Genomic DNA, 21443 nt, shown 5'->3' with positions numbered 1-21443 from the left:
GTCTACCGGGGCCGGACGCGTGCCGGGCATACGCTGTCCGTCGAGTCAGGAGAGCCGACTTCGACCGACAGTTAGGACCACCGTGCGCCGCACCGCCGGTTTGCTTCTCACCCTGCCGTTGCTGCTCGCGGTCGCCTGCAGCAGTTCCCCCAAGGCGGCCGGCCCGGCGACGCCGTCCACGGCGAGCGCCGCCCCGACGGTCCCCGCGCCGGTCGCGGAGGCGTCGCCGATGCCCACTCTTTCGGGTGGCGGATTCGGCAGCAAGGCCACCATCACCATTCCCGAGGGCCAGCAGCCCAGCGGCCAGTTCGTGGTGAACACGGTCATCGAGGGTGAGCGGGCGACCGTCAACAAGGGCGACTGGGTGACGGTCAACTACACCGCCAAGGACTGGACCACCGGCAAGGACCTGCCGAGCTCGTACGACGCCAACGGCAAGCCGCAGCTCTACCAGGCGGGCAGCGGGCAGCTGGTGCCGGCGCTGGACCAGAGCGTGATCGGCAAGAAGGTGGGCTCCCGGCTGCTGGTGGTGGCCCCGCCGGAGGCGGCCTTCGGCGAGCAGGGCTCCAGCCAGCTTGGCGTCAGCAAGGGCGACACCGTGGTGTTCGTGCTGGACATCATGGAGAGCCTGCCGCCGGACTCCACGCTCACCGGGACGATGACCGAGCCGCCCGCGACGCTGCCGCAGGTCAAGGACAACGGCAAGGCGCCGGTGACGATCACGATCCCGGAAGGGCAGGCCGCGCCCACCGACCTCCAGCAGGCGGTGCTGATCAAGGGCGAGGGCAAGCAGGTCAAGAGCGGGCAGACCCTGGTGGTGCAGTACACCGGGGTGCTGTGGGCCAACGGCCAGCAGTTCGACTCCTCCTGGACGCACGGCGGCGCGCAGGCGGTGCAGATCGGCACCGGCAGCGTGATCGAGGGCTGGGACAAGGGCCTGGTCGGGCAGAACGTCGGCAGCCGGGTCCTGCTGGTGGTCCCGCCGGCGCTCGGCTACCAGGACAAGGCGCAGGGCTCGGTGCCGGCGAACTCGACGCTGGTCTTCGTGATCGACATTCTCGAAGCGGTCTAGGAACTCACCCAGGGGATTCCGTACGCTTGGGCGGACGCTCGTACAGCGAAGCGTCCGCCCTCATCCTGAGCTGTCATACTGCCCACGCACTGTGGCAGGCGCCGCCCGGTGCCGAGGTCCGGGCGGGCGGTGCGACATCAGGCCGGCGTGCCCACGCCGGACGCAGACCTGGAAGACCTCGTGGCGAGATGGATGGGGAGTCATGACTGAGAAGACGCCGAGCCCGGGCGGGGCCGGTACCGCGGCGAACGACAGCTCTGCGGGTGACCCGGCCGCCTCCCGTCCCGGCGGCCCGGTCGGCGGGGACCGCGAGTCGATCGTCGTCCCCCCGGCGATCCTGGCGCAGCAGGCCGGCTGGGCGCAGCCCGGCGAGGCGCCGCGCCCCGCGGGCGGGACCAGGACGGACGACGACGCCCCGCAGATCTTCGCCTCCAACGTGCGCAAGACCGACAGCTCGGAGGCCGGGTACGACGAGAACCCGCCCGGTGTCGGCAAGCTGGGCGTGATCCTCGGTACGGTGCTGGCGCTGCTGCTGGTCGGCAGCGGCATCACGCTCTACGTGGTGAACAAGGACGGCTCCAAGGACAGCGCCGCGGCCAAGCCGGACGCGGCCAAGAGCGCGCCGCCCACGCCGACCGCCGAACCGGTGCCGCCGATCAAGGACAGCGCCAAGGTGCTGCCGACGGTCGCCGGGGACTTCGGCAAGAAGGCCGAGATCCAGGTGCCGGGCGAGGCCTCCGACGGCTCCTTCGTCGTCAAGGTGCTCACCGAGGGCACCGGCGCCAAGGTGGAGAAGAACTCCTGGGCCTCGGTCGACTACACCGCCAAGGACTGGAACACCGGCAAGGACATCCCGAGCTCGTACGACGCCGACGGGAAGCCGCAGATCTTCCAGGCCGGCACCGACGCGCTGATCCCGGCCCTGGACCAGGCCGTGATCGGCAAGAAGGCCGGCAGCCGGCTGCTGGTGGTGGCCCCGCCGGCCGCCGCGTTCGGCGCCCAGGGCAAGGCCGACATGTCGATCGGCCCCAAGGACGACCTGATCTTCGTGATCGACGTCCGCAACGCCAACGCGCCCGACGCCGTGGTGAGCGGAACCGTCACCCCGCCGCCGGCGGACTTCCCGCAGGTCAAGGACAACGGCAAGAAGCCGGCCGAGATCACCCCGGTGGCCGGCGCGAAGGACCCGACCGAGCTGAAGTCGCACGTCCTGATCAAGGGCACCGGGCCGAAGGTGGAGAAGGGCGAGAAGGTCGTCGTCCAGTACACCGGCGCGCTGTTCTCCAGCGGCAAGGTGTTCGACTCCTCGCTCAGCAAGGGCCAGGCGTTCACCTTCCCGGTCGGCGGCGGCCAGGTCATCCAGGGCTGGGACCAGGGCCTGGAGGGCCAGACCGTCGGCAGCCGGGTCGAGCTGGTGATCCCCGCCTCGCTGGGCTACGGCGACAAGGGCCAGGGCGACATCCCGCCCGGCGCGACGCTGGTCTTCGTGGTGGACATCCTCGACGCGGGTCAGGGCTGATCCACTTTCGGGTGACAATGGTGTACGTGTGACCTCCGGGTCCGGCCGCGTGGCCGGACCCGGACGGGCGGCGGGCGCCCGTACCGTGGTCCGGGAAGAACGGACCGGGTGCGGGCGCCCGCCGCTTGGTCGTGACAGCAGAGCGAATGTGAGAAGAGGGACTGTGAGCGTCAACCTCAACGAGAAGCCCGAGATCGACTTCCCGATCGGCGACGCCCCGACGGAGCTGCAGATCCGCGACATCGTCGTCGGTGACGGCGAGGAGGCCAAGCGGGGTCAGAACGTCAGCGTCCGCTACGTCGGTGTGACCTTCGAGACCGGCGAGGAGTTCGACGCGAGCTGGAACCGGAGCCCCAACGAGTTCCGCTTCCCGCTGGGCGGCGGCCGCGTCATCAAGGGCTGGGACCAGGGCGTCGTCGGCATGAAGGTCGGCGGCCGTCGCGAGCTGACCATCCCGGCGCGCCTGGCGTACGGCAACCAGTCGCCGACGCCGCTCATCCCGGCCGGCTCGACCCTGATCTTCGTGGTCGACCTGCTGGCGGTCTGAGCCTGCTCGCGCCGTGGGCCGGACCCCTCCGGGGGCCCGGCCCACGGGCATGTCCGGGGGTGTTCGGGGATGCCGCTTTTGCGGTGCGTACCGCTACCGGTACGGTCGGTCCCGCCGGGTGGTGATCGCCCGGTTGGCGCACCCCGCGCTCGGCGCGGCACACCGGAAGGGTCAGCGATGGCGATCGCGAAGGCAGAGCGGCTGATGAATCTCGCCCTGTGCCTGATGAACACCCGACGTCCGCTCTCCAAGAAGGAGCTGCGGGAGTCCATCGAGGCGTACCGCGAGGCCTGGCAGAACGGCAGCGAGGACGCCTTCAACCGGATGTTCGAGCGGGACAAGGACGACCTGCGCGAGCTCGGCCTGGTGATCGACGTCGACGAGAGCACCCTGGACGGCGAGCTCGGCTACCTGGCCCGCGCCGACCGCAACCGGCTGCCCGAGATCGCCCTCGACGCCGAGGAGGCGGCCGCGCTGACCCTGGCCGCCCGGGTCTGGCAGCAGGCCAAGATGTCCGGTGCGGCCAGCGGCGCCCTGCAGAAGCTGCGCGCGGCCGGGGTGCCGTTCGCCGAGGCCGAGGGCCGCACCGCCCTGGAGCCGCGCATCCCCGCCCGGGAGGCCGCGTTCGAGCCGCTGCTCACCGCCGCCCGGGACCGCCGTCCGGTCTCCTTCGAGTACCGCAAGGCCGGCGCCGCCGCCGCTGAGCAGCGCAGCGTCGAGCCGTGGGCGCTGGAGTGCTGGCGCGGGCACTGGTACCTGGCCGGGTACGACCGCGACCGCGGCGACGCCCGGGTGTTCCGGCTCAGCCGGATCACCGGCAAGGTGAAGGCGAGGTCCGGGGCGTTCCTCGGCACCGTGCCCGAGCACGTGGACGTCCGGGCCACCGTGGCGAAGTTCGCGGGGGAGGGGGCCACCGCCACCGCGACCGTCCGGGTCCGCCGGGGCGCCGGCTTCCCGCTGCGCACCAAGGCGCTGGGCAGCACCCGGGTGGACGAGGCCTGGGACGAGCTGGAGATCCCGTACGGCAACGGGCTGGGCGCGGACCTGGCCGAGTTCGGGCCGGACGTGCTGGTGCTCGGGCCGGAGGAGCTGCGGGCGGATGTGGTCGACCGGCTGCGGGCGGTCGCGGGTATCGAGGGAGAGCGGCCGTGAGTAATGCCATCGACCAGACGCGACGGATGCTGTCGCTGGTCACCTACCTGCGCGAGCGGCCCGGGGCCGAGGTCGCCGAGGTGGCCCGGGCGTTCGGGATCAGCGAGCGCGAGCTGATCGCGGACCTCAACGTGCTGCCGATGTGCGGCACCAGCTTCCGCGGCGGCGACCTGCTCGACATCGACACCGACGGCGAGCGGATCTGGTGGCACAACGTCGACGACGTGGCCCAGCCGCTGCGGCTGGCCGCCGACGAGGCGACCGCGCTGCTGGTGGCCGCCCGCGCGGTGGCCGGGCTGCCGGGCCTGCGGGCCGGGGACCGGGAGGCGCTCACCCGGGCCGTCGCCAAGATCGAGAACGCGGCCGGGGAGAGTGCCGAGGGCAGCGCCCGGGTCGGCGTGACCTTCGAGGCGGAGAGCCACGTGTTCGCCGACATCGACCGCGCGCTCAGCGAGGGCCGCCGGCTCTGGCTGCGCTACTACTCGCACGGGCGCGGCGGGATGACCGAGCGCGAGGTGGACCCGATCCGGCTGCTCACCGAGGGCCACACCTACCTCGAGGCCTGGTGCCGCACCTCCGAGGACCACCGGATGTTCCGGCTCGACCGGGTCGCCGAGATCCGCGTCCTGGACGTCCCGGCCGACCCGCCCCGGCGCGAGCCCCGCGACCTGAGCGGCGGGCTGGTCAACCCGGCGGCGGACGACCCCGAGGTGGTCGTCGAGGTCTCCTCCGGGGGGCGCTGGGTGGCCGAGTACTACACCCACGACCGGGCCGAGGAACTGCCCGACGGCGGGCTGCGGATCACCCTGCGCAGCGCCGACCCCTCCCAGCTGCGCCCGCTGGCGCTGCGGCTGGGCCGGGACGGCCGGATCGTCTCGCCGCCCGAACTGGCCGAGCAGGCGCGCTCGGCCGCGCGGGAGGCGCTGGCCGCCTACGGGGAGGGGCGGGCCTGAGCGGTGGAACCCGGGACCAGATTCAAGGTGTACTGCTCCGAGTGCCGGGAGAAGGTGGAGCTCCCGGCCGAGGACTTCCGCCTGACCCTCGGTCGCACCCCGGCCCAGGCGCACTACAGCTTCGGCTGCCCGCGGTGCGGTGCGGCGGTGCGCAAGCCGGCCGGGGAGAAGATCGTCGAGGCGCTCACCGGGGCCGGGGTGCGCACCATGCGGCTCGTCCCGGCGGAGGGGTGACCCCCGTATAGGGTGGGCGCATGTCCTGGATGCTCGTCGCCGCCGTCCTGCTCGCCACCGCGGGCCTGCTGGTCCTCGGGGTCCTCGCGATCCGGCTCTGGCTGGACGTGCGGGCGCTGGCCGAGGGCGTGGACCGGGCCTCGCGGGCGCTGGCCGCGGCGGCCGAGGACCTGGCGGACGCGATGCCGGCGGCGAACGCCCCGGCGGCGGAGCGGGTCCCGGCCGCCTAGCACGGCGCGGCTCCGGGTGGTACGGGGGCTGCTGCGCGCGGGTGGGGGCGGGTTACGCTCTCAGTTGGCTCCTGAACCGCGTACCGGGGGCCGCTGTCCTGTTCGGGCGGCCGTCGTCGTGGCGTCATCCGCAGCGGTTACCATCCGCAGCGGACGGCCCGTCGGGCCGCCATGACTGAAGGTGGTCGCGCATGCGCATCTCGCCGACCGCGATCGTGGTGATCGTGGTTCTCGCCATCCTGCTGTTCGGAGCCAAGCGGCTGCCCGACCTGGCGCGCTCGCTGGGCAAGTCGATGCGGATCCTGAAGAGCGAGGCCCAGGCGATGCGTTCGGACGGCCGGTCCGAGCAGTCGAGCCCGCCCGCCCGGGCAGCGGCCCCGGTCGACGGTGCCGCGGGCCGGACCATCCAGTCCGCTCCGGGCGCTTCGGCCACGGCCCGTCCGGTGAACGAGCCCGCCGCCGGGGCCTCCGCGCCCGACGGCGACCGCCCGCACTGAGCGCGGCGCACGTGAGGCAGCTGACGCACGCCGCGCGCACGACGTGCGGGAGGCGCGCGACCACGGAGGCCCGTCGACCGGCGGGCCCCGACGCACGAGTTGAGGACCGGGGTTGAGCAAGCTCTCCAAGGCGCCGAAGGCGTCAAAGGATCCTGAGGGGCGGATGGCCCTCGCCGACCACCTGCGGGAACTGCGCAACCGCGTGGTCAAGTCGGTCCTGGCGATCGTGCTGTTCGCGATCGTCGCGGCGATCTACCACAAGCAGATCGAGCACTTCCTGCTCCAGCCGCTGCCGCAGTGCAACACCAAGGTCGACGCGGACCAGTACCACGGGCGCTGCGCCCAGGTGTCCAACATCGGCCTCACCGCCGGTTTCAACTGGATGCTGAAGGTCGCGCTGACCGCGGGCGTGGTGGCGGCCGTCCCGGTCTGGCTGTACCAGGTGTGGGCCTTCGTGGCGCCCGGCCTGCACAGGAACGAGAAGAAGTACGCGGTCATCTTCATGGCGTGCGGCGCCCCGCTGTTCCTGGCGGGCGTGGCGGCCGCGATCATGGTCATGCCGACCATGGTCGAGATGCTGATCTCGTTCACTCCGAGCGACACCACGCCGATCCTGCCGCCCGAGGACTACTTCGACATCGCCACCCGGATGGTGCTGGTCTTCGGCCTCGCCTTCGAGTTCCCGCTGCTGCTGGTGATGCTCAACCTGGTCGGCATCGTGACCGGCAAGCGGCTGCTCAGCTGGTGGCGCGGGATGGTCATGGCGATCACCGTGTTCGCCGCGTTCGCCACTCCGGGCGCCGACCCGTTCAGCATGCTGCTGCTGTCGATGCCGATCTGGGCGCTGTACTTCATCGCGGTGGGGATCGCGCTCTTCAACGACAAGCGCAAGGCGCGCCGCAACCCGGACGCCGGGCTGGACGACGAGGAGGCCTCGCACGTGGACCTCTCGGTGCAGCCGGTGGCCGGTGCGGAGTCCGTCCGGGCCTCGGCGACCCCGGCGGCCGGTGCGTCGGTGCCGGCGTCCCGTCGCGAGGAGATGGACGACATCACCTGAGCCGGTAGGGCTTGAGGGAGCCCCGGTCCGCCGTTCTGCCGAGCGGTGGGCCGGGGCTCCCCGCCGTTCCGGCCTTTCCGCTGGTGGGGGTGGTCCCGGGTTTCGGCGGGGCGGTCTTGGCAGGTCGCATGGCATGTGACATATTACTGCCGTGCTGAAGACCGAGAGACCTCCCCTGGACGTCGTCGTGGTCGGCGCCGGTGTGGTCGGCGCCGCCTGCGCCTACTACGCCGCCCGCGCCGGGCTCGCCGTCGCCGTCGTGGACCGCGGCCCGGTGGCCGGTGGCACCACCGGCGCGGGCGAGGGCAACCTGCTGGTCTCCGACAAGGAGCCCGGCCCCGAACTCGACCTCGCCCTGCTCAGCACCCGGCTCTGGCGCGAACTCGCCGAGCGGCTCGGCCCCGCGATCGAGTACGAGCCCAAGGGCGGCGTGGTGGTCGCCTCCACCGCCGCCGGGCAGGACGCGCTGCGGGCCTTCGCCGCCGGGCAGCGGACCGTCGGGGTCGAGGCCGAGGAGGTGCCCGGCGAGCGGCTGCGCGAGCTGGAGCCGCACCTGGCCGAAGGCCTGGCCGGCGGCTTCCACTACCCGCAGGACGCCCAGGTCCAGCCCGCCCTGGCCGCCGCCCACCTGCTGCGCGAGGCCCGCCGGATGGGCGCCGAGCTGATCACCGGGGAGAGCGTCACCGCCGTCGACCGCGGCCCGGACGGCGCCGTGCGCGGCGTGCGGACCGACCGGCGGAGCCTGGCCGCCGCCGCCGTGGTGAACGCGGCCGGCACCTGGGGCGGCGAGATCGCCGCGCTGGCCGGAGTGCACCTGCCGGTGCTGCCCCGGCGCGGCTTCGTGCTGGTCACCGAGCCGCTGCCGCGGGTCGTGCGGCACAAGGTCTACGCCGCCGACTACGTGGCCAACGTGGCCAGCGGATCGGCCGGGCTGGAGACCTCCGCCGTGATCGAGGGCACCCCGGGCGGGCCGGTGCTGATCGGTGCCAGCCGGGAGCGGGTCGGCTTCGACCGCACGCTCTCCCAGGAGGTGCTGAGCCGGCTCGCCGCCCAGGCCGCCGCGCTGTTCCCGGTGCTCGCCGACGTCACCGTGATGCGCACCTACCGGGGCTTCCGCCCGTACCTGCCGGACCACCTGCCGGCCATCGGCGCGGACCCCCGGGTGCCCGGGCTCTACCACGCCTGCGGGCACGAGGGGGCCGGCATCGGGCTGGCCCCGGCGACCGGGCTGCTGATCAGCGAGCAGCTCACCGGCAAGCGGCCGGAGCTGGACCTCGCACCGTTCCGGGCGGACCGCTTCCCGGCCGGGTGAGCGCCGGCCCGCCATCGCCACACATGAGATTCCGTCCAGGATTGGAGAAGCCGCCGATGCGCCGCCGCACCCCCGCCGGGCTGGTCCAGGCCGAGCCCGGGCCCGCCCACCACATCGAGTTCGACGGGCGGCCCGTCCCCGCGCTGCCCGGGCAGTCGATCGCCGCCGCGCTCTGGGCCGACGGCGTGCTCGCCTGGCGCACCACCCGGGTCGGCGGCAAACCGCGCGGGGCGTTCTGCGGGATCGGCGCCTGCTTCGACTGCCTGGCCACCGTGGACGGCCGCCCCAACCAGCGCACCTGCCTGCTCCCCGCGGAGCCCGGCACCACCGTCACCACCCAGGAGGGCCACGGCCGTGCCGACCTCGCCGTCTGACGCCCACGACAGCCAGCCGTACGACCTCGTGGTGGTCGGCGCCGGCCCGGCCGGGCTGGCCGCCGCCGTCACCGCCGCCGACCTCGGGCTGCGCTGCGCCCTGCTGGACGGCGGGCGGAGCACCGGCGGGCAGTACTACCGCCACCCGGCGCCCGGCCTGGGCGCGGCGCGGCCGGACCGGCTGCACCACCACTGGTCCGCCTACACCGGCCGGGCCGACCGGCTCGACGCGCACGAGCGCGCCGGGCGGGCCGCCTTCCTGGCCGGGCACCAGGTCTGGGCCCTGGAGCGCACCGGGGACGGCTTCGCGGTGCACGTCACCCGCGGGCCGGAGAGCACCGACCGGGCCACCGTCCGGTCCCGGTCGGTGCTGCTCGCCACCGGCGCGTACGAGCGGCAGCTGCCGTTCCCCGGCTGGACCCTGCCCGGGGTCGTCACCGCGGGCGGCGCCCAGGCCATGCTCAAGGCCGGGCTGGTGCTGCCCGGGAAGCGGATCGTGGTGGCCGGCAGCGGCCCGCTGCTGCTCGCGGCCGCCTCCTCGCTGGTCACCGCCGGGGCCGAGGTGCCCGCCGTGGTCGAGGCGACCGCCTACCTCGGGTACGCGCGGCACCCCGGCGTGCTGGCGGGCGTGCCCGGCAAGCTGGTCGAGGGTGCCGGGCACGGCGGGGCGCTGCTGCGCCACGGCGTGCGGCTGCGCCCGCGCAGCGCGGTGGTCGAGGCGCACGGGACGGACCGGGTCACCGGCGTCACGGTGGCCCGGCTGGACGCCGACTGGCGGCCGGTGCCCGGCACCGGGCGGCGGATCGACTGCGACGCGCTCGCCGTCGGCCACGGCCTGCTGCCGCAGATCGACCTGGCCACCGAGCTGGGGGCGCGGACCGTGACCGGGCCGGACGGCGCGGTCGCGCTGGAGGTCGACGCCCGGCTGCGCACCAGCGTGCCCGGCCTCTGGTCCGCGGGGGAGACCAATGGCGTCGGCGGCGCGGACCTCGCGCTCGCCGAGGGCGAGCTGGCCGCGTACGCGGTGGCCGGGCAGCGGCCCGCGGCCGCGCTGATGCGCCGCCGCTCGCGGCTGCGGGCCTTCGCCGACCTGATGGCCGCCGCCCACCGGCCGGGCTCCGGCTGGACCGGCTGGCTGCGTCCGGACACCGACGTCTGCCGGTGCGAGGAGGTGCCGGTCGAGGCGATCCGGGAGGCCGTCGAGGACCTGGGCGCGGGCGATCCGCGCACCGTCAAGCTGCTCACCCGGGCCGGGATGGGCTGGTGCCAGGGCCGGATGTGCGGTCCGGCCGTGGCCTGCCTGGCCGGTTCGGGTGAGCCCGGGCCCGACCGCCGCCCGCTGGGCTGCCCGGTGCCGCTCTCCCAGCTGGCGGCGGGGCCCACCCCGGAGTCGTAACGGGCCCGCCGTCGAACGGCGGGCCGGGGACCTTGTCTCCGGCCCGTCCGCTCTTGTAAAATGTCACACCTCATCAAGGAGCTCATGTGTCCATCACCCAGCACGACACCAACCGTCCCTGGCGCGGCGTCATGGTCGCCACCACGCTCCCGCTGCGCCCGGACCACTCCGTCGACTACGACGCCTACGCCGAGCACGTCCGCTGGCTGATCGACTCCGGCTGCGAGGGCGTCGTCCCCAACGGCTCGCTGGGCGAGTACCAGACGCTCACCGCCGAGGAGCGCGCCAAGGTCGTCGAGGTCGCCGTCGAGGCGGCCGGCGACGGCTCCCGGGTCATGCCCGGCGTCGCCGCCTACGGCAGCGCCGAGTCCCGCCGCTGGGCCGAGCAGGCCGCCGAGGCCGGCGCCGGCTCCGTCCTGCTGCTGCCGCCGAACGCCTTCCGGGCCGACCACGCCTCGGTGCGCGCCCACTACGCCGAGGTCGCCAAGGCCGGCCTGCCGATCGTGGCGTACAACAACCCGATCGACACCAAGGTCGACCTGGTCCCCCCGCTGCTCGCCCAGCTGCACGCCGAGGGCTCGATCGTCGCGGTCAAGGAGTTCAGCGGCGACGTCCGCCGGGCGTACGAGATCGCCGAGCTGGCCCCCGGGCTGGACCTGCTGATCGGCGCCGACGACGTGCTGCTGGAGCTGGCGCTCGCCGGAGCGGTCGGCTGGATCGCCGGCTACCCGAACGCCCTGCCGGCCGCCTCGGTGGCGCTCTACGACGCCGCCGTCTCCAAGGACCTGGAGAGCGCGCTGCCGCTCTACAAGTCGCTGCACTCGCTGCTGCGCTGGGACTCCAAGACCGAGTTCGTCCAGGCCATCAAGCTCTCCATGGACATCGCCGGGCGCCCCGGCGGCCCGGTGCGCGCCCCGCGCCAGCCGCTCGTCCCGGAGATCGAGGCGGCCGTCCGCGCGGCCACCGAGAAGGCGCTGGCCGACGGCCTGGTCTGACACCGGCGCGAACCCGGGCCTCCGGGCCGGCTGCGGCGGCAGTCGGCCCGGCCCACCCCCCACCATCCGAACCTGTACGGGAGTTGTGACCCATGCGCAGCCGCCACGTGTTCCACGCCGTCGACTCGCACACCGAGGGCATGCCGACCCGGGTGATCACCGGCGGCTTCGGCGTCATCCCCGGCGCCACCATGGCCGAGCGCCGGGTGCACTTCCAGGAGCACCTGGACCACTTCCGCACCCTGCTGATGTACGAGCCGCGCGGCCACGCCGCGATGAGCGGCGCGATCCTCCAGCCGCCGACCCGGCCGGACGCCGACTTCGGCGTGCTCTACATCGAGGTCTCCGGACTGCTGCCGATGTGCGGGCACGGCACCATCGGGGTTGCCACCGTGCTGGTCGAGACCGGGATGGTCCCGGTGGTCGAGCCGGTCACCACCGTACGGCTGGACACCCCGGCCGGACTCGTGGTCGCCGAGGTGCACGTCGAGGACGGCGCCGCCAAGGCGGTGACCATCCGCAACGTGCCCTCCTACTCGGTCGCCCTGGACCGCAAGATCGAGGTGCCCGGCTACGGCACGGTGACCTACGACCTCGCGTACGGCGGCAACTTCTACGCCATCCTGCCGCTCGCCGAGTTCGGGCTGCCCTTCGAGCGCGAGCGCAAGCAGGAGATCCTGGACGCCGGCCTGGCGATGATGGACGCGATCAACGCGAGCCCGGACCGGCCGGTGCACCCGGAGAACCCGTCCATCCACAGCTGCCACCACGTCCAGCTGCTCGCCCCCGGCTCCACCGCCGAGCACTCCCGGCACGCGATGGCCATCCACCCCGGCTGGTTCGACCGCTCGCCCTGCGGCACCGGCACCTCGGCGCGGATGGCCCAGCTGCACGCGCGCGGCGAACTGCCCCTCGGGCGGGACTTCCGCAACGACTCCTTCATCGGAACCACCTTCACCGGGCGGCTGGTCGAGGAGACCGAGGTGGCCGGGCGGCCCGCGGTGGTGCCCACCGTCACCGGGCGGGCCTGGGTCACCGGCACCGCCCAGTACTTCCTCGACCCGAGCGACCCGTTCCCGGCGGGCTTCCTGCTCTGACCCCTCCTACCTCCTTCGTTCCCCGTACCTCCCTCGAAGGGCTGCTGGCTGTGACCATCACCTCGTACAACCCCGCCGACCCCGCCGACCTCGTGGTCGCCGTCGAGGAGCCCGGCGCCGAGGCCGTGCGGGCCGCCGTCGGGCGGGCCCGGGCGGCGCAGGGCGACTGGCTCGCCGCCGGAGCGGGCGCCCGGTCGGCGGCGCTCGGCCGGATCGCGGACGCCGTGGAGGCGCACGCCCACGAGCTGGCCGCGCTGATCGTGCGCGAGGTCGGCAAGCCGCTGGCCGAGGCGCTCGGCGAGGTCGCCCGCACGGCGGCGATCTGGCGCTACTACGCGCAGGCGCCGTACGCGCCCTCCGGGGCGGTGCACGAGACCGCCGCCGGCCCCGGGCTGCTGCTCACCCGGCGCCGCCCCTACGGGGTCGCCGGGCTGATCGCGCCGTGGAACTTCCCGCTGGCGATCCCGACCTGGAAGGCCGCGCCGGCCCTCGCCGTCGGCAACGCGGTGGTGCTGAAGCCGGCGCCCGAGGCGACGGCCTGCGCGCTGCGGCTGGCCGAGCTGGCCGGGCTGCCCGAGGACGTGTTCACGGTGCTGCCCGGCGGGGCCGAGGAGGGCGCGGCGCTGGTGGAGACCGCGGACGTGATCTCCTTCACCGGCTCGACCGGCGTCGGCCGGGCCGTGGTGCGGGCCGCGACCGAGCGCGGGGTGCCGGTGCAGGCCGAACTCGGCGGGCTGAACGCCGCGCTGGTCCTGCCGGACGCCGACATCGCGCAGGCCGCCGGGCACATCGCCGCGGCCATCGCCGGGTACGCGGGGCAGAAGTGCACCGCCACCAGCCGGGTGATCGCGGTCGGCGCCGCCCACGAGCCGCTGCGCGAGGCGCTGGTCAAGGCGCTGGCGGCGGTCGACGACGCGGTCTGCGGACCGGTGATCAACGCCGCCGCCCGGGAGCGGCTGACCGGCGCCGTCTCCTCGGCCGTCGAGGCCGGGGCGAGCGTGCTCACCGGCGGCCGGGTGCCCGAGCGGGACGGCTGGTACGTCGAGCCGACCCTGCTCGCCGAGGTGCCGGCCGAACACCCGCTGGCCCGCGAGGAGTTCTTCGGCCCGATCGCCGTGCTGCACGCCGCGGCCGACCTGGACGAGGCCATCGCGCTCGCCAACGACACCCCGCACAGCCTCTCCACCTCGGTGCACACCCGCAGCCTGGACGTGGCGCTGGCCGCCGCCGACCGGCTGGACGCGGGCATGATCCGGGTCAACGCCCCGTCCAGCGGCGTCGACTTCCACCTGCCCTTCGGCGGAGCCAAGGGCGCCAGCCACGGCGAGCGCGAGCAGGGCCAGGCGGCCCTGGACTTCTACACCGTCAGCCGGACCGTCAGCGTGCTGCCGGGAGGTGGCGCCTGATGTTCGTCCGCACCGTCGACTACCACACGGCCGGCGAGCCGTTCCGGATCGTGCTGGACGGCGTCCCGCCGATCCCCGGCGACACCGTCGCCGAACGCCGGGCCATCGCGCTCGGCGCGGGCGGCAGCGCGACCGCGCCCCGGCCCAGCGCGCTGGACGACATCCGGCAGCTGCTCGTCCAGGAGCCGCGCGGGCACGCCGGGATGTACGGCGGCTTCCTGGTGCCGCCGGACGACGACGAGGCGCACCTGGGCGTGCTGTTCTGGCACAAGGACGGCTACTCCACCGCCTGCGGGCACGGCACCATCGCGCTCGGCGCCTGGGCCGTGGACTCCGGACTGGTGCCCGCCCCCGCGGACGGCGTGGCACGGGTGCGGATCGACGTGCCGTCCGGCCGGGTCACCGCCCTGGTGCACCGGGCCGGCGGACACACCACCGGGGTGACCTTCCGCAACGTGCCCAGCCGGGTGACCGCGCTGAAGCTGCCGGTGGAGACCTCGCTCGGCACCGTGGAGGTCGCCGTGGCGCACTCCGGCGCCTGCTACGCCTCGGTGTCCGCGGCCGCCCTCGGGCTCGCCGTGGAACCGGAGCAGCTGCCCGAACTCACCGCCGTGGGGCGGGAGATCAGGGCCGCGCTGGCCGGCGCCGAGGCGGTCGCGCACCCGACGGACGCCCGGCTCTCGGGTGTGTACGGCGTGGTGCTGTACGACGAACTCCCCTCGGTGGACGGGGTGCTGAACCAGCGGAACGTCACCGTCTTCGCCGACGGCCAGATCGACCGCTCGCCCTGCGGCTCCGGCACCTCCGCCCGGCTGGCGGTGCTCGCCGCCGAGGGGCGGCTGGCCCCCGGCGAGCCGCTGCGGCACGAGTCGATCATCGGGACGGTCTTCTCCGGCCGCTTCCTGCCGGGCGGCGACCCGCAGGGCGAGGGCGTGGTCACCGAGGTCGGCGGGGCGGCCTTCCGCACCGGCGAGCACGGCTTCGTCCTGGAGCCGGACGACGAGCTGGGAGCGGGGTTCCTGCTGTGAGCCGGACATCCGAGAGCAGGGCCGTCGAGAGCCGGACATCCGAGAGCCGGACCGCTGTGGTTCCGGGCGACCCGAGCCCGACCGCACTGCCCGGTACGGCGGTTGTGCCGCTCCAGTACGCCGTGGCGGGCACCGGCGGAGTCGGGCCCGCCGGTGCGGTGGGGGCGATCGAGCGGGTGCTGCTGGACGGGTTCGACCCGGAGGCGGCACCCGCCCGATCCGCCGTACCGGTGCCCGCCGGGGAACTGCTGATGATGCCGGCCGCCGCCGGGCCGTACGCGGGCGTGAAGATCGCCGGTGTCGCGCCGGCCAACCCGGAGCGGGGGCTGCCCCGGATCACCGGCAGCTACCTGCTGCTGGACGGGCCCACCCTGCAGCCGCTCGCCCTGCTGGACGGCGCCGCGCTCACCGCGCTGCGCACGCCCGCCGTCACCGCGGCCGCGCTGCGGCGGCTGGCGGTGCCGGAGGCCGAGCACCTGGTGCTGTTCGGCTCCGGGCCGCAGGCGTACGGGCACCTGGACGCCCTGCTCGCCGTCCGGCCGCTGCGCCGGCTCACCGTGGTGGCGCGCAACGCCGACCGGGCGCAGGCGCTGGCGGCGTACGGGCGGGAGCTCGGGCTGACGGCCGAGGTCGGCGGTCCGCGGGCGGTCCGCGAGGCGGACCTGGTGGTCTGCTGCACCACCGCGCGCACGCCGCTGTTCGACGGCGCGCTGGTGCCCGCGCACGCGGCGGTGGCCGCGGTGGGCTCGCACGAGCCGGACGCGCGGGAGGTCGACGAGCTGCTGGTCCAGCGGGCCGAGCTGTACGTGGAGGCGCGCACGGTCGCGGGCCGGGAGGCCGGGGACCTGCTGATGGCGGGTGTGGCCGGGCGGCAGCTGTGGAACCTCTCCGAGCTGGTGCGCGGCGACGCGCTGGTGCCGGACGGGCGGCCGCGGTTCTTCAAGAGCGTCGGGATGGCCTGGCAGGACCTGGCCGTCGCGGCGGAGGTGTACCGGGCCGCGTCCTAGCGGTTCAGTCGCCGAGGAACATGAGCCAACTGCCCGGGGTGGCGGCGCAGTTGGCGAGTAGGTTGCGCAGGTCGCGGACGGCCGCCCGCTGCTCCCCGGTGGTGCAGCGGGCGAGCAGCGCGGTGGCCTCCTCGAAGGCGGCGCCGGCGTCCTGCTCGTTGAACAGCGTGTCGCCGTACGGGTCGATCCGGCCGAGCCGGTGGTCGGACGGGCGGGCGTGCGCGGCCAGGGCGTCGGCGAGACCGGCGCCGTGGCCGGTGGACAGGTGCAGCAGGTTCGGGCTGGTGCGGCGGCCGTTGTTCGGGCGGCCGTCGTACAGCGCGGCTTCGATCGACAAGTGCGTTACTCCTGGCCGTGGTTGGGAGTTGTGAAACCGGAGTCGGCGCAGCGGGAAGGGACCCCCCGCTGCGCCGGCTCCTCACGTTTTCCGGCCGTCTCCCGGGCTTCTCGGGCCCGTCTTTCGGCTCGTCCTTCGGCCCGTCTTTCGGGCAGGCGGCCCGGTGCCGCGGGTCAGGCCCGGTCGTCGGCGTAGGCGGTGAGCAGGCGGGCCAGGTGCTTGCCGGTGACCAGCAGCGGCTGTTCGCTGCGGGCGACCTGGGCGGCGAGCTCGGCGCCCTCCAGGGTGCTGATCACGGTGCCGGCCAGCTCGCGGGCGTCCTGCTCGCCGATGCCGGCGGCGAGCAGCCGTTCCGCCACGACGGCCCGCCAGTTGGCGAAGGCCTCGGTCACCGCCTCCTCGATCACCGGCACCCGGCCGACCGTCTCCAGGGCCGTGCTGGTGATCGGGCAGCCGTCCTGCCAGTCGGACTCGCGCAGTTCCGTGGCGAGCATCCGGGTGCAGGAGGTCATCGCCTCGCCCAGGTCCGGCGAGGAGCCGAGCCCGGCGCGCAGCAGGACGGCGAACTCCTCGTCCCCGTGCCGGATCGCCTCGGCGGCCAACTCCTGCTTGCCGCCCGGGAAGAAGTGGTAGACGGAGCCGAGGGTGGCCTCGGCCTCGCGGGAGATCTGCTTGATCCCGGTGCCCTCGTACCCCTGGCGCTGCAGCAGCCGGGAGGTGGCCCGGACGATCCGCTCGCGGGTGCCGGGCTTCGCTTCGGCCTTCGCGTTCGTCTTCGAGCTCGTCCTCGCGCTCGTTCTCGCGTCGGCTCTCTCGGGCGTGTTCACGCCGCGATCCTAGCCGAGATTCTGGGTAGAGCGTTCGTTCCAGTCCTGTGCTAGCGTCGGCCCGGCGCTCTGGATAGAGCGTTCGTTCCAGAGGAGGGGAAGCGCATGTCCGTGGAGCAGCAGGCGCGGCGATCAGTGACGGTGATCGGGCTCGGCCCGATGGGGCGGGCCATGGCCGGGGCGTTCCTGGACGCCGGGTACGCCGTCACGGTGTGGAACCGCACCGCCGGGCGGGCCGACGCGCTCGTCGCCCGGGGTGCGCGGGCCGCATCCGACGCCGAGGCGGCGGTGGCGGCGAACGACCTGGTGGTGCTCAGCCTCACCGACTACGACGCGGTGTTCGAGGTGCTGCAGTCGGTCGAGCCGGCGCTGCGGGGGAGGACGATCGTGAACCTCGGCTCGGACACTCCCGGGCGGGCCCGCGAGGCCGCCCGCTGGCTGGCCGAACGCGGCGCCGGCCACCTGACCGGCGGGGTGCAGGTGCCGCCGTCGGGCATCGGCAGCCCCGAGTCGTCCACCTTCTACAGCGGCCCGGTCGAGCTGTTCCGGCGGCACCGGGCCGCCCTGGAGGTGCTCACCGGGGCCGACTACCGGGGCGACGACCCCGGGCTGGCGCAGCTGTACTACCAGATCCAGATGGACCTGTTCTGGTCCTCGATGGTCGGCTACCTGCACGCCACGGCGATCGCCGAGGCCAACGGCATCTCGGCCGAGGAGTTCCGGCCGTACGCCCTGCCCACCGCCTCGCTGGTGCCGCGGATGATCGAGTTCTACGCGCCGCGGATCACCGCCGGGGACCACCGCGGGGACGTCGACCGGCTGGCGATGGCGCTCGCGAGCATCGAGCACGTCCGGGACACCGCGGAGGCCTCCGGGGTGGACGGCGCCCTGCCGGCCGTCCTCGCGGAGGCGGTCCGGCGGGGCGTGGCGGCCGGCGAGGGTGCGGCCAGTCTGAGCAGCCTGGTGGGCCGGTTCCGTCGGGCGTAGCCCTCCGTGCGGACCCGAAGATCGTGTGCCGTCGGCCGTTGTCACGGCCGACGGCCGCTGCCACCATGGCATTCGGCGTCACGGAGGGCCGGCCCGGCGGGCCGGTGACGGGTGTTCGAATCACCAGCTGTCGCGTACGCAACGTAACGTGACATTGTACGCTGGTGTTCTGCACCCACCCGGAGGAACACCATGGCCGACCTCAAATCCCGCACCCTGATCTCCGTACAGGAGCGGCTTCGCGACCAGGTCGCCCACGCACTCCGGGCGGCCCTGATCTCCGGCGAACTGCGCCCCGGCGTGGTCTACTCCGCACCCGCGCTCGCCGCCGACTTCGGGGTCTCCGCGACCCCGGTCCGCGAGGCCATGCTCGACCTCGCCCGCGAGGGCCTCGTCGAGGCCGTCCGCAACAAGGGCTTCCGCGTCACCGAGCTGACCGACCGCGACCTCGACGACTTCACCGAGATCCGCGCCCTGATCGAGGTCCCGACCGTCGGCCGGGTGGCGCGCACCGCCACCAAGGAGCAGCTGGAACGGCTGCGCCCGCAGGCCGAGGCGATCGTCGCGGCGGCCCGCAAGCACGACCTGATCGGCTACCTGGAGGCCGACCGCCAGTTCCACCTGGACGTGCTGGGGCTGGCCGGCAACTCCCGCCTGGTCGAGGTCGTCGGCGACCTGCGCAAGCGCTCGCGGCTGTACGGCCTCAACCGGCTCGACGAGCGCGGCGAGCTGGTCTCCTCGGCCGAGGAGCACCTGGAGCTGCTGGACCTGATGCTCGCCGGGGACTCGGCCGGCGCCGAGGCCTGCATGACCCGCCACCTCAGCCACGTCCGCTCGCTGTGGGCCGGCGGCGAGAAGCCCGCCGAGCCGGAGGCCTCGGCCCTGCGACTCGGGGCCCGCCGGAGCTGAACCACTCGTTCGGGTGAGGACTGAGGATCGGGCGCCGGGAGGCGTCCGAGTTCTACGATGATGCTCTCGACATCGGCAGCCAGGAGGAATTCCATGTCCGCCGCAGCAGTGGAAGAGCCCATGGAGCAGCCGACGCTGCTCGAAGCCGCTGAGCTGATCTCCGAACAGTTCCCCGGCTACCGGGTCGAGATCGTCGGGAGCCAGATCGCCGTGACGCCGCCGCCGAATGCTTCGCACAGCAAGTCGCTGAGCCGCCTGATGCGTGTCCTGTTCGAGGCCGGCCTCGACGGAGGCGGGACCGATGTCCTTCAGGGCGTTGGAATCTGGCTGCCGGACGGGCCATCCGACTATGCGGTTCCCGACCTGGCTGTTGTCGATGCCGACATCGACGATCACCTGATCGAGTACAACTGCTACGACCCGGCGGTCTTCCGGCTCGTTCTGGAAGTCACTTCGTCCAACTACAGCGATGACTTGAAGAAGAAGCCCTTTGTCTATGCGTCGGCGGGGGTGCCGGTCTACGTGATCGTGGACCGGATGAACCAGCGCGTGATGGTGCTGACCGAACCCGACGACGGCGAGTACCGGGTGCACGCCGTCCACCACCCCGGGCAGTCCTTCACCCTGCCGGAGTCGATCGGAGCGTCGGTGACGCTCTCGGTGGACGACGTGCTGACGGCCAAGAAGTAGGTCAGAGCGCCGCCGCGGGCAGGGTCAGCCGGCCGTCGTGGACCTCGGCGACCTGGTCGACGGCCGTCAGGTGGGTGCGGTCGTGGGTGACCAGGACGGTCGCGGTGGCCCGGCGGTGGGTGAGGTCGGTGATCAGGTCCAGGACGGCGGCGCCGCGCTCGTGGTCGAGGGCGCTGGTCGGTTCGTCCACCAGTAGGACGGTGGGGTCGTTCATCAGCGCGCGGGCGATGTTGACCCGCTGGCGCTGGCCGCCGGACAGCTGGTGCGGGCGGCGGGCGGCCTGGTCGCGCAGGCCGACGGCGTCCAGGAGTTCCAGGGCCCGGGGCAGGGCGGTGCGCGGGGCGCGGCCGTCCAGGTGGGCCATCACCTGCAGCTGCTCCACCGCGGTGAGCGAGGGCAGCAGATTGGGCTGCTGGAAGACGATCCCGATCCTGGTGCGGCGCAGCGCGGTGAGTTCCGCCCGGTCGAGGCCCGTGGTGTCGGTGCCGTCGATGACGACCTGCCCGGAGTCCGGGGTGATCAGGGTGGCGGCGACCGCCAGCAGGCTGGACTTGCCGGAGCCGGAGGGGCCGACGACGGCGGTGAGCGAGCCCTTGGGGACGGTCAGCGAGACCTCGTCCAGGGCCGTGAGCCGGCCGTCGCCGTCCGGGTAGGTCAGGGTGATGCGGTCGAGGGTCAGGCTCATCGGGCGCTCCCCAGGGCGGTCAGCGGGTCGACGGAGGTGATCCGGCGGATGGACAGGGCCGCGCCGATCGCGCCGAGGGCGATCATGACGGCGGCGGGCAGCAGGACGGTCGGGGCGTCCAGGACGAAGGGGACGGCGGAGCCGATCAGCGCGCCGAAGCCGGCCGCGACCGCGGTGCCCAGCAGGGTGCCGAGCACCAGCAGCAGGACGGCCTGGCCGAGGGCGTCGCGCAGCAGGTAGCGGGTGGAGGCGCCGAGGGCCTTGAGGACGGCGATGTCGCCGCTGCGCTGGATCGTCCAGACCGTGAAGAACGCGCCGATCACCAGGGCGGAGATGGCGAACAGGAAGCCGCGCATCAGCTGGAGGGAGCCGTTCTCCGAGGTGTAGGAGCCGATCGCGGTGAGGGCGTCGTCGCGGGTGCGGGTCTCGGTGCCGTGGCGGGCGTCGGCGGCGGCCAGGTCGGCGCCCTTCGCCGTGGTGAGGGCGATGACGGTGGCGTGGCCGGTGCCGCCGGGGGCGGCCTGCTGCCAGTCGCCGAGGGAGGTCCAGATCACCGGGGTGTGGCTGTACGCGGCGTCGCCCTGGACGGCGGCGACCCGCAGCGGGTGGCCGCCGAGGGTGAACTCGGCGCCGGGGGCGAGGCCGCCCAGGTTCTCGGCGGCGGTCCTGGACAGCACGGCCTGGCCGGGGGCGATCCGGGTGCCCTGCGGGGCGAGCCCCGAGTCCTCCGGGACGCCGAAGGCGGAGAGCGCGGCGGTGCGTTGCCCGGCGGCGGCCTTGGTGGTGGTGATGCCGAGCGGCTGGGCGGAGGTGACGCCGGGCTCGCGGGCCCAGCCCTGCCACTGGTCGGGGGTGACCTGGGAATCGGTGAAGGAGAGCTTCTGCCCGTCGGCCGGCTTGCCGAAGACCAGGTGGTCGGCGGGCAGGCCGGTGATCGCGGAGATGTTCTGCCGGCCGAGCCCGGCGGTCAGCCCGGACAGCAGGCCGACCAGTACGGTGATCAGCACGATGACGGTCCCCATCAAGGCGAACCGCCCCTTGGCGAACCTCAGGTCCCTCCAGGCGACGAACACGGTGAACCTTCCTCTGCACAGGTGTTTTCGACTCTTCCACCGTCCCGGACGGAGGGGCC

Annotated in this window: 24 protein-coding genes; 20 read left to right on the top strand and 4 right to left on the bottom strand. The window is 74.0% G+C overall.

The window, feature by feature from the left end:
- The first annotated feature begins 82 nt into the window (after nucleotides 1–82).
- The 17 genes from ACFVHV_RS22310 (at nucleotide 83) to ACFVHV_RS22230 (ending at nucleotide 15876) form a co-directional block, all read left to right on the top strand.
- The gene (locus ACFVHV_RS22310) at nucleotides 83–1072 is read left to right on the top strand and encodes an FKBP-type peptidyl-prolyl cis-trans isomerase (protein ID WP_359901168.1); all 990 of its coding nucleotides are present in this window, start codon (nucleotides 83–85) and stop codon (nucleotides 1070–1072) included.
- A gap of 202 nt (nucleotides 1073–1274) precedes the next feature.
- Complete coding sequence (locus ACFVHV_RS22305; protein ID WP_359901166.1) at nucleotides 1275–2591, top strand: FKBP-type peptidyl-prolyl cis-trans isomerase; 1317 nt, start codon at nucleotides 1275–1277, stop codon at nucleotides 2589–2591.
- A 163-nt stretch (nucleotides 2592–2754) separates the two neighbouring features.
- The gene (locus tag ACFVHV_RS22300) at nucleotides 2755–3138 is read left to right on the top strand and encodes an FKBP-type peptidyl-prolyl cis-trans isomerase (protein WP_359901163.1); all 384 of its coding nucleotides are present in this window, start codon (nucleotides 2755–2757) and stop codon (nucleotides 3136–3138) included.
- Nucleotides 3139–3315: 177 nt separating this feature from the next.
- On the top strand, nucleotides 3316–4290 hold the full coding sequence (locus tag ACFVHV_RS22295) for a WYL domain-containing protein (RefSeq protein WP_359901160.1): 975 nt from the start codon (nucleotides 3316–3318) through the stop codon (nucleotides 4288–4290).
- Nucleotides 4291–4316: 26 nt separating this feature from the next.
- Nucleotides 4317–5243: a WYL domain-containing protein gene (locus tag ACFVHV_RS22290; protein WP_359901265.1), complete on the top strand. Its 927-nt coding sequence runs from the start codon at nucleotides 4317–4319 to the stop codon at nucleotides 5241–5243.
- 3 nt (nucleotides 5244–5246) lie between these two features.
- Nucleotides 5247–5477: a hypothetical protein gene (locus ACFVHV_RS22285; RefSeq protein WP_049652006.1), complete on the top strand. Its 231-nt coding sequence runs from the start codon at nucleotides 5247–5249 to the stop codon at nucleotides 5475–5477.
- 20 nt (nucleotides 5478–5497) lie between these two features.
- Nucleotides 5498–5707, top strand: a complete 210-nt coding sequence (locus tag ACFVHV_RS22280; RefSeq protein WP_359901157.1) for a hypothetical protein — start codon at nucleotides 5498–5500, stop codon at nucleotides 5705–5707.
- A gap of 191 nt (nucleotides 5708–5898) precedes the next feature.
- Complete coding sequence (gene tatA, locus ACFVHV_RS22275) at nucleotides 5899–6204, top strand: Sec-independent protein translocase subunit TatA (RefSeq protein ID WP_359901154.1); 306 nt, start codon at nucleotides 5899–5901, stop codon at nucleotides 6202–6204.
- A 163-nt stretch (nucleotides 6205–6367) separates the two neighbouring features.
- On the top strand, nucleotides 6368–7261 hold the full coding sequence (gene tatC, locus ACFVHV_RS22270) for a twin-arginine translocase subunit TatC (protein WP_380352911.1): 894 nt from the start codon (nucleotides 6368–6370) through the stop codon (nucleotides 7259–7261).
- Between the two features lie 151 nt (nucleotides 7262–7412).
- A complete protein-coding gene (locus ACFVHV_RS22265) occupies nucleotides 7413–8573 on the top strand; it encodes an FAD-dependent oxidoreductase (RefSeq protein WP_359901148.1) in 1161 nt (386 codons plus the stop codon).
- A gap of 56 nt (nucleotides 8574–8629) precedes the next feature.
- Nucleotides 8630–8947: a (2Fe-2S)-binding protein gene (locus ACFVHV_RS22260; protein ID WP_359901145.1), complete on the top strand. Its 318-nt coding sequence runs from the start codon at nucleotides 8630–8632 to the stop codon at nucleotides 8945–8947.
- On the top strand, nucleotides 8928–10343 hold the full coding sequence (locus ACFVHV_RS22255) for an FAD/NAD(P)-binding oxidoreductase (protein ID WP_359901142.1): 1416 nt from the start codon (nucleotides 8928–8930) through the stop codon (nucleotides 10341–10343). Before ACFVHV_RS22260 ends, ACFVHV_RS22255 begins: the two co-directional genes overlap by 20 nt.
- A gap of 131 nt (nucleotides 10344–10474) precedes the next feature.
- Nucleotides 10475–11338: a dihydrodipicolinate synthase family protein gene (locus ACFVHV_RS22250; protein ID WP_380352909.1), complete on the top strand. Its 864-nt coding sequence runs from the start codon at nucleotides 10475–10477 to the stop codon at nucleotides 11336–11338.
- 92 nt (nucleotides 11339–11430) lie between these two features.
- A complete protein-coding gene (locus ACFVHV_RS22245) occupies nucleotides 11431–12435 on the top strand; it encodes a proline racemase family protein (protein WP_380352898.1) in 1005 nt (334 codons plus the stop codon).
- 50 nt (nucleotides 12436–12485) lie between these two features.
- The gene (locus ACFVHV_RS22240; protein ID WP_359901134.1) at nucleotides 12486–13841 is read left to right on the top strand and encodes an aldehyde dehydrogenase family protein; all 1356 of its coding nucleotides are present in this window, start codon (nucleotides 12486–12488) and stop codon (nucleotides 13839–13841) included.
- Nucleotides 13841–14869: a proline racemase family protein gene (locus ACFVHV_RS22235; RefSeq protein WP_359901131.1), complete on the top strand. Its 1029-nt coding sequence runs from the start codon at nucleotides 13841–13843 to the stop codon at nucleotides 14867–14869. The genes ACFVHV_RS22240 and ACFVHV_RS22235 overlap by 1 nt, the downstream gene beginning before the upstream one ends.
- Nucleotides 14866–15876 (top strand): ornithine cyclodeaminase family protein, encoded by a 1011-nt coding sequence (locus ACFVHV_RS22230; protein WP_380352896.1) that lies wholly within the window; start codon nucleotides 14866–14868, stop codon nucleotides 15874–15876. The genes ACFVHV_RS22235 and ACFVHV_RS22230 overlap by 4 nt, the downstream gene beginning before the upstream one ends.
- Before the next feature lie 4 nt (nucleotides 15877–15880).
- Here ACFVHV_RS22230 and ACFVHV_RS22225 read toward each other — a convergent pair whose 3' ends face one another.
- Nucleotides 15881–16213 (bottom strand): hypothetical protein, encoded by a 333-nt coding sequence (locus tag ACFVHV_RS22225; RefSeq protein ID WP_380352894.1) that lies wholly within the window; start codon nucleotides 16211–16213, stop codon nucleotides 15881–15883.
- Between the two features lie 173 nt (nucleotides 16214–16386).
- Nucleotides 16387–16944 (bottom strand): TetR/AcrR family transcriptional regulator, encoded by a 558-nt coding sequence (locus tag ACFVHV_RS22220; protein ID WP_359901262.1) that lies wholly within the window; start codon nucleotides 16942–16944, stop codon nucleotides 16387–16389.
- Between the two features lie 201 nt (nucleotides 16945–17145).
- Here ACFVHV_RS22220 and ACFVHV_RS22215 point away from each other — a divergent pair, with 201 nt between their 5' ends.
- The 3 genes from ACFVHV_RS22215 (at nucleotide 17146) to ACFVHV_RS22205 (ending at nucleotide 19626) form a co-directional block, all read left to right on the top strand.
- Nucleotides 17146–18027, top strand: coding sequence for an NAD(P)-binding domain-containing protein (locus ACFVHV_RS22215; RefSeq protein WP_359901123.1), 882 nt, complete (start codon nucleotides 17146–17148; stop codon nucleotides 18025–18027).
- A gap of 192 nt (nucleotides 18028–18219) precedes the next feature.
- The gene (locus ACFVHV_RS22210) at nucleotides 18220–18936 is read left to right on the top strand and encodes a GntR family transcriptional regulator (protein WP_380352892.1); all 717 of its coding nucleotides are present in this window, start codon (nucleotides 18220–18222) and stop codon (nucleotides 18934–18936) included.
- A 93-nt stretch (nucleotides 18937–19029) separates the two neighbouring features.
- Entirely contained in the window at nucleotides 19030–19626 is a 597-nt protein-coding gene (locus ACFVHV_RS22205; RefSeq protein WP_359901117.1) for a Uma2 family endonuclease, read from the top strand.
- 1 nt (nucleotide 19627) lies between these two features.
- Here ACFVHV_RS22205 and ACFVHV_RS22200 read toward each other — a convergent pair whose 3' ends face one another.
- Nucleotides 19628–20311: an ABC transporter ATP-binding protein gene (locus ACFVHV_RS22200; RefSeq protein ID WP_380352890.1), complete on the bottom strand. Its 684-nt coding sequence runs from the start codon at nucleotides 20309–20311 to the stop codon at nucleotides 19628–19630.
- A complete protein-coding gene (locus ACFVHV_RS22195) occupies nucleotides 20308–21384 on the bottom strand; it encodes an ABC transporter permease (protein ID WP_359901111.1) in 1077 nt (358 codons plus the stop codon). Before ACFVHV_RS22195 ends, ACFVHV_RS22200 begins: the two co-directional genes overlap by 4 nt.
- Between the last annotated feature and the right edge of the window lie 59 nt (nucleotides 21385–21443).

The sequence above is a fragment of the Kitasatospora sp. NPDC127116 genome, assembly GCF_042677365.1.
Lineage (GTDB): Bacteria > Actinomycetota > Actinomycetes > Streptomycetales > Streptomycetaceae > Kitasatospora > Kitasatospora lactacystinica.
This window is presented reverse-complemented; position numbering and strand designations above follow the sequence as displayed.

Coding starts and splice junctions, on each gene's coding strand:
- ACFVHV_RS22305 (WP_359901166.1), top strand. CDS start 1,275: ATGACTGAGAAGACGCCGAGCCCGGGCGGGGCCGGTACCGCGGCGAAC.
- ACFVHV_RS22295 (WP_359901160.1), top strand. CDS start 3,316: ATGGCGATCGCGAAGGCAGAGCGGCTGATGAATCTCGCCCTGTGCCTG.
- ACFVHV_RS22290 (WP_359901265.1), top strand. CDS start 4,317: ATGCTGTCGCTGGTCACCTACCTGCGCGAGCGGCCCGGGGCCGAGGTC.
- ACFVHV_RS22280 (WP_359901157.1), top strand. CDS start 5,498: ATGTCCTGGATGCTCGTCGCCGCCGTCCTGCTCGCCACCGCGGGCCTG.
- tatA (WP_359901154.1), top strand. CDS start 5,899: ATGCGCATCTCGCCGACCGCGATCGTGGTGATCGTGGTTCTCGCCATC.
- tatC (WP_380352911.1), top strand. CDS start 6,368: ATGGCCCTCGCCGACCACCTGCGGGAACTGCGCAACCGCGTGGTCAAG.
- ACFVHV_RS22260 (WP_359901145.1), top strand. CDS start 8,630: ATGCGCCGCCGCACCCCCGCCGGGCTGGTCCAGGCCGAGCCCGGGCCC.
- ACFVHV_RS22250 (WP_380352909.1), top strand. CDS start 10,475: ATGGTCGCCACCACGCTCCCGCTGCGCCCGGACCACTCCGTCGACTAC.
- ACFVHV_RS22245 (WP_380352898.1), top strand. CDS start 11,431: ATGCGCAGCCGCCACGTGTTCCACGCCGTCGACTCGCACACCGAGGGC.
- ACFVHV_RS22235 (WP_359901131.1), top strand. CDS start 13,841: ATGTTCGTCCGCACCGTCGACTACCACACGGCCGGCGAGCCGTTCCGG.
- ACFVHV_RS22215 (WP_359901123.1), top strand. CDS start 17,146: ATGTCCGTGGAGCAGCAGGCGCGGCGATCAGTGACGGTGATCGGGCTC.
- ACFVHV_RS22210 (WP_380352892.1), top strand. CDS start 18,220: ATGGCCGACCTCAAATCCCGCACCCTGATCTCCGTACAGGAGCGGCTT.
- ACFVHV_RS22205 (WP_359901117.1), top strand. CDS start 19,030: ATGTCCGCCGCAGCAGTGGAAGAGCCCATGGAGCAGCCGACGCTGCTC.
- ACFVHV_RS22200 (WP_380352890.1), bottom strand. CDS start 20,311: ATGAGCCTGACCCTCGACCGCATCACCCTGACCTACCCGGACGGCGAC.